Source organism: Ruminococcus callidus ATCC 27760 (assembly GCF_000468015.1).
In the GTDB taxonomy this organism is placed as follows: domain Bacteria; phylum Bacillota; class Clostridia; order Oscillospirales; family Ruminococcaceae; genus Ruminococcus_C; species Ruminococcus_C callidus.
This window is the reverse complement of sequence record NZ_KI260417.1, coordinates 1-6,164: the sequence shown is the minus strand read 5'-3', so window position 1 is coordinate 6,164 and position 6,164 is coordinate 1. Positions and strand designations below refer to the sequence as shown.

General features: G+C 47.9%; 8 protein-coding genes. 7 read left to right on the top strand and 1 reads right to left on the bottom strand.

Going from position 1 to position 6,164, the window contains the following annotated elements:
• Positions 1-58 precede the first annotated feature (58 nt).
• Positions 59-472 carry a CBS domain-containing protein gene (locus RUMCAL_RS09205; RefSeq protein ID WP_040647739.1) on the top strand — a complete coding sequence of 138 codons (414 nt, stop codon included), beginning with the start codon at positions 59-61 and terminating at the stop codon, positions 470-472.
• Between the two features lie 352 nt (positions 473-824).
• Here the strand turns inward: RUMCAL_RS09205 and RUMCAL_RS09200 are convergent, their stop codons facing one another.
• Positions 825-1,382, bottom strand: coding sequence for a CarD family transcriptional regulator (locus tag RUMCAL_RS09200; protein ID WP_169726004.1), 558 nt, complete (start codon positions 1,380-1,382; stop codon positions 825-827).
• Between the two features lie 583 nt (positions 1,383-1,965).
• Here RUMCAL_RS09200 and RUMCAL_RS14675 point away from each other — a divergent pair.
• From RUMCAL_RS14675 to nudC, 6 genes are all read left to right on the top strand, one after another.
• Complete coding sequence (locus RUMCAL_RS14675; protein WP_051343775.1) at positions 1,966-2,766, top strand: sigma-70 family RNA polymerase sigma factor; 801 nt, start codon at positions 1,966-1,968, stop codon at positions 2,764-2,766.
• A gap of 185 nt (positions 2,767-2,951) precedes the next feature.
• Positions 2,952-3,314, top strand: coding sequence for an STAS domain-containing protein (locus tag RUMCAL_RS09190; protein WP_021682492.1), 363 nt, complete (start codon positions 2,952-2,954; stop codon positions 3,312-3,314).
• A complete protein-coding gene (gene spoIIAB, locus RUMCAL_RS09185; RefSeq protein WP_021682491.1) occupies positions 3,311-3,757 on the top strand; it encodes an anti-sigma F factor in 447 nt (148 codons plus the stop codon). Before RUMCAL_RS09190 ends, spoIIAB begins: the two co-directional genes overlap by 4 nt.
• On the top strand, positions 3,742-4,407 hold the full coding sequence (locus RUMCAL_RS09180) for a sigma-70 family RNA polymerase sigma factor (RefSeq protein WP_021682490.1): 666 nt from the start codon (positions 3,742-3,744) through the stop codon (positions 4,405-4,407). The genes spoIIAB and RUMCAL_RS09180 overlap by 16 nt, the downstream gene beginning before the upstream one ends.
• 152 nt (positions 4,408-4,559) lie before the next feature.
• Entirely contained in the window at positions 4,560-5,090 is a 531-nt protein-coding gene (locus tag RUMCAL_RS09175) for a hypothetical protein (protein WP_021682489.1), read from the top strand.
• A gap of 193 nt (positions 5,091-5,283) precedes the next feature.
• On the top strand, positions 5,284-6,164 hold an 881-nt coding region (gene nudC, locus RUMCAL_RS09170), incomplete at its 3' end, for an NAD(+) diphosphatase (RefSeq protein WP_021682488.1).

The following is a 6,164-nucleotide window of genomic DNA, read 5'->3' as shown; positions in this document are numbered from 1 at the left end:
GTTCGTTCTTACGGAACGAACCTTTTTTCGTTATATTTTTGGAAGAAAGGGTACTGTGATGAATATTATCTTTTTGATCAAGCCGAAATGTGATACTGCCTATTTGTATACCGATGATTCTGTGCGGCAGGGTCTGGAAAAAATGTACTATCATAAGTATACCGCGATTCCTGTAATTGATCATGACGGAATCTATTGTGGTACGATTACAGAAGGGGATTTTCTCTGGAACGTGCTCGGAAAAAATCCTGTCAATGCAGCGTTGCAGCAGGATATTCGCAGTCTGGAACATCAGTCTGTTTCGGATTTGCTTCGCCCGGATTTTAATCCGCCGGTGAAAGTTTCTGCAACTATGGACGATCTTTTGCAGCGTGTCATGGATCAGAATTTTGTGCCGGTGATCGATGATCGAAACGTGTTTGTGGGAATTATTACCCGAAAAGATGTCATCGGATACTTTGCAAAAATATGATTTTTTGTAGGTCTGCTCAAACTTTTTGTGAATCGTTATCAGCAGTCTGCCTTTTCAAAACAATTTCGCAATTGCGAGATGTTTTGGGAAGGCAGGCTGCTTTTTTTCTGTCATTTTCCATATTACGCAGGATTAACCCAAACTGTCAGATTCTCCGAAAAATTGATTTTGAATTTACAATGTCGCACCCGTTTTCGCGAAATGTTTTATGAGAGTTTCACACAATGCCGATAGTGTAGTACTATGACAATACCGCACAAAGAGCGTCTGGCGACTTTGTGCGGTATTGCCCTAAACAAAAAAATCCTTGCAGTATCTCGGAGTGAAATACTGCAAGGATTTTTTGTTGTTCTTATTTTGCGGGAGCAGTGCTGCCCTCCATGCGTTTCAGGATAAAGTTATGTACCTGTTCCGGACGAATGTTCAGAACAACGCCGAATTCCTGATACATGCGGTTTTCCGCCGCATGCATGGCTGCCACATCTGCGGAGGATAGCCGGTGACCGGTTTTCCGTTTGCGTTCCTGCTGGTGATACAGAGAACGCATCATTTGAATCATTTCCCGATAGTCGTCGCCGTGCAGAATGTTCTGAAAAATGCCGCGTCGTTCCCGACTGTTGCTGCACCATTCTGTTTCTTCCAGTTTTCCTTCTGCCATTTCGTCGATCAGCTGGTAGATCTGCTCCTTGGTGAGCAGTGGACGCAGCCGTTCCGCAGCACGGTCTATGGGTACATAAAATGTAGAATTGGAGTTGTCCAGCGGACGGAGCTTGTAATAGGATTCCTCATGTTCCCCATCGAAGGAACGCTGTTCCAGAGATTCGATCTTGCATACTCCGGATGTTCCGTAAGAAACATATTCGTTCAGGGTATATACTGTTTTTTTGTTGTTCGAATGGTTTTCCATCATATTCCCTCCATTGGAATTTGTAAGCAAAGCCGCACTGCCGCAGCGTTGTTGAGGTGCGTTTATCGTTTTATCATATAGCATAATCATATTATAGCATATTTTGCGACAAAAAGCCAGAGGAAAATTAGACAAATGCGATGCTGTAAAAACTGTGCAACTTGATAGAAACAGCAATATTGCTCTAAAAAAATTTTGCAGTTATATCACTTCTGAAAAACTAAACTGCTATAATAGAACCAGAAATTCGGAACAAGTTCTTAGGGCAACACCGCGCAAAGCTTGTGCGTAAGGTGCGTTGTCAGATTTTTTCGGTCGACAGATTGCATAGAAATTCCGCAGGCATACTTTCCGTATGGCAAGGGATTTCTGGGCAATATGACGAAAAATCTGCACGCAGATTGCGTGCAAAGCCGTCAGGCGGGCTTCGTGCGGTGTTGCCTTAGGGGGCAACACCGAATAAAGCTTGTGCGTAAGATGCGTCGTCAGATTTCTGGGCAATATGACGGAAAATCTGCAAGCAGATTGCGTGCAAAGCTGTCAGGCGTGCTTTATGCAGTATTTCCTTAGACAGGAGGAATTGCAAATGCAGAAACAGGAACAAAACATAAAGACGATGAGCCCGGACAGTAACGAGGCACTGTGCATTCGGATACAGCAGGGCGACGAACAGGCAAAGAGCCAGCTATTGCAGCAGAATGAAGGTATGATCCATGCGGTTGCATGGCGGGAACGCCGGCGGTATGCGTATCTTGCACTGGAACTGGAAGACCTCTGGGCAGCGGGACAGCTGGGCATGCTCCGTGCGGCAAGGATGTTCCGTCCGGAAACTGGAAACCAGTTTGCCACCTATGCGTGGCCTCACGTGCGGCAGGCAATCCAGCGGGAAATCATTTCCGGCGGAACCATTATCCGGATCCCTGTGCACCTGCACGACAGAATGCACAAGCTGTCCGTATATCGGGAACCAAACGGCAGTGTGAACTATGAAGCGTTGGCAGAGCGTGTTACCGCAGAAGAACGAACCGGACACGGCATGACGGCTTCGGAGGTCAAGGAGTTTCTGTGTCGGGTAGAACCCATGGTGTCCCTGCGGAGCCTGAACGAAATGCTGAAGCTGGACGGAGAAACCGAACGACAGGAGATGCTCGCCGAGCCAGATGCCAGAACGCCGGACGAAGAAGTGGAGAACCATTTGTTTCTGGAGCAGTGTCTGGAACAGCTGAATCCGCGGGAACGGGAAGTGATCTTCATGCGGTACGGCTTGCAGAACAACGAGAGCATGACACTGCTGGAGGTGGGGCAGAAGCTGCATATCACCAAAGAACGGGTTCGCCAGCTGGAACAGCGGGCAATGGAAAAAATGCGGGATTGGCTCAGTGCATGAGATATGGGGACATTGTCCTTAACAAAGAATTTCTGTAATGATGAAACTGGGAAAACGCTTTACACCATGTTTTCCGTTCGACAAAAATCCTGTACAGGTTTGTGGTATACTGTTTTCGGAGGGAGTGATTTCTCACAAAACGGCGAATTCGCTGGGGCGAAGCCGTCGGGAAAGGAAATGGTCATATGGCAGTAGAACTGCAAACGCAGGAAAAAACACTGATCGCGATTCTCAGCGGCGAGATCGATCACCACTGTGCCCAGCCGATGCGTGCGGAGATCGATGCAAAAATCGACGATCTTCAGCCGTCCGTGCTGGTATTGGATTTTGCCGGTGTGACATTTATGGACAGCTCCGGTATCGGGTTGATTATGGGCAGACACCGGACAATGGAGGCAATCGGCGGAAATGTGATCGTGCGGGATCCGCCGCCCCATATCCGCCGGGTCATTCGGCTGTCCGGCATGGAGCGAATCGCACAGATTCAGATACAGAAACCGTCCTGCCGCGAGGGAGATTTTGGCATCGGAGGAGGTGAAAATGCATGAAGGTGGTAAATGCAGTAAAATTCATTTTCCCCGGCATCTCCGAAAACGAACGCACCGCACGGGCAGTGGTTTCCGCTTTTCTGGTACAGCTGGATCCTACGGTAGAGGAACTGGCAGATATTCGCACGGCAGTTTCCGAGGCGGTGACCAATGCCATTGTCCACGGCTACCGGAAAAGCAGGGGTGACGTGGAATTACATATGAAGCTGCTGGAAGATCGGGAGGTCTATCTGCGAATCAAAGATCACGGCTGCGGCATTGCGGACATCACACAGGCGATGCAGCCTCTGTTTACCACGGCACCGGAAGAAGAACGTGCCGGACTAGGCTTTGCGGTTATGGAAAGCTTCATGGACAAGCTGCAAGTCAAGAGTGCACCGGAAAAGGGAACGACTGTGACTATGCGGAAAAAGCTGGGGAGCCTGCCATGTCGGGTGAAGTAACAACGCCCCGTGCAGAGGAACATCTGGGACTGGTGCACCTTTGTGCCAACCGCTTTCGGAATCGGGGGATCGATTACGACGAGTTGTACTCCGCAGGCTGCGTGGGCTTGCTGAAAGCTGTAAAGGCGTTCGACTGTACCCGCGGTGTGCAGTTTTCCACTTACGCAGTGCCGGTGATTCTGGGCGAGATCAAGCGGCTGTTTCGGGACGGCGGCATTGTGCACATCAGCCGCAGTCTGCGGGAACGGGCAACAAGGCTGCAAAAGTTACAGGAAACATTTGAGCAGCAGCACGGGCGTTCGCCTACGGTTTCAGAGTTGAGTGCCCTGAGCGGGGACTCTGTGGAGGAATGCGGGGAGGCACTGTGCGTAACGCAGACACCCCTTTCCCTGACACGGGACAGCGACGAGGATGACGACGGGCAGTTCGACATTCCGGTGGAAGCTCCAGACCGGCAAATTGGCGATCTGCTGTCCCTGCGGCAGCTGATGGGAGCATTGCCGGAAAAAGACCGCATGCTGTTGGAACTGCGGTATTTTCGGGAACTGACACAGAGCAAAACGGCGGCGATCCTGGGAATGACACAGGTGCAGGTGTCGCGGCGGGAGAAAAAACTGCTGACACAGCTGCGGCAGGAGTTGTTGTCTTAGAATTGCTGTGATTGGAAAGAGGACTGTGAAGGTCCTCTTTTTTGTTGGAATCAAGTCGTTGAATTTATTTGACTATTTTTAATTTACGTGCTATACTATATCACAAAGTTCGCATTGTAAAAATCTTTTGCTAAGGAAGTGCAGATAACATTATGGGAATTACAAGTACGTTATACTTCGGTTATACCGAAAAGGAAGTGGAAACAAAAGAAATAGTAACTCCATTTGGACAAGTTTCTGTGTATCTCCATAATCAAAAAATAAAATTTCATTATACAACCAAAAAGCATATTTTCAAAAATGGTATCTCTGCAAATATCCATAGAATTGCGATTGACACCATGCAATATCAATTGCATGATGAATTTGATGTTCGTGTTGGAAATGTCGATGGTTTTGAATATTATGATTCTGATGAGCACACAGTGATGTGCGAATTTCACGATAAAAAATATAGCATTGCGGTTATTGGATATGATAGTGACTATGATTTTGAGAGAGATTGTTTCATAGAGGACGCCTTTACATTTAGTACTGATGCAGAAAATTATGGAATGAATTACAAAATTGTAAGAGATCCCACTTCTTTTATTAAGAACAATATCATTTATACATGGATTGTATTTTTGCCAATATCTGATGCATATGATGCGGCTGATTTGATTGACATCGAATTAGTATGACTTTATCTGTCGCCCTCTTCACAAAGAACAACCAAAACAAAAGCGTGTTCCATTCACCGGACAGGCTCTTAGGCAGCACTTTGATATTAACAGCCGCAGGAGATTTTCCTCGCGGCTGTTTTCATTGTTCATGAAAATCGATTGAAATTCACCGCAATTGAGAATATAATGACAATGGAAAGAAGGGATTATCATGATTCAGGATATTTTTCCGCATAAGCTGGAGAATCAGTACCGTCCGGAGGCACAGCCGGAGCAGGACAGCTATGTGCTCTGCTATCGTGGTGCAGAAGTTTTACTGAAAGACGGAGAGATGCTTCCTACGGTTTCGGAAGTCTTTGCTGAGCATTATCGCTATTTGTTCCAAATCGATAACCGCAGCTATTTCCTGCCGGAAACACCGGTTTCGGAGAACGATGTCATGCAGTACGAGAAGATCCGCCGGATTCGCGGAACACAGGCGATACCGCAGTTTCAGCGATATGCGATCATGACCGGAAAGCATCTGGCGGACTGGTACAAAAGTACTCGCTATTGCGGCAGCTGCGGCGGCGTTCTGCACCATTCTGCGGAACAGCGTGCCATGGTCTGCGATCACTGCCATAAAAGCATTTATCCGAAGATCATGCCGGCTGTAATTGTGGGCGTGATCTCAGGGGATTCGCTGCTGCTGACCAAATACCGCACCGGATTTCCCTATTTCGCACTGGTTGCCGGCTTCACCGAAATCGGCGAAACGCTGGAGGAAACTGTAGAACGGGAAGTTATGGAAGAAACCGGTCTGCACGTGCGGAATATCCGCTACTATAAATCCCAGCCGTGGGGCATTGCCAACGATATTCTGGCGGGATTTTACTGCGAAGTGGACGGTGACCCTACCATTCAAATGGACACCTCTGAGCTGAAATATGCCCAGTGGGTCAAGCGGGAGAACATCATTTTACAGCCGGACGATGCCAGTCTGACCAATGAGATGATGCAGAAATTTCGTGACGGCGAGATCAGGAATATCAATCATGTGAATACATTTTGGGCAATATCGCACAAAGATTGTGCGGCAGATGCGTCGTCAAA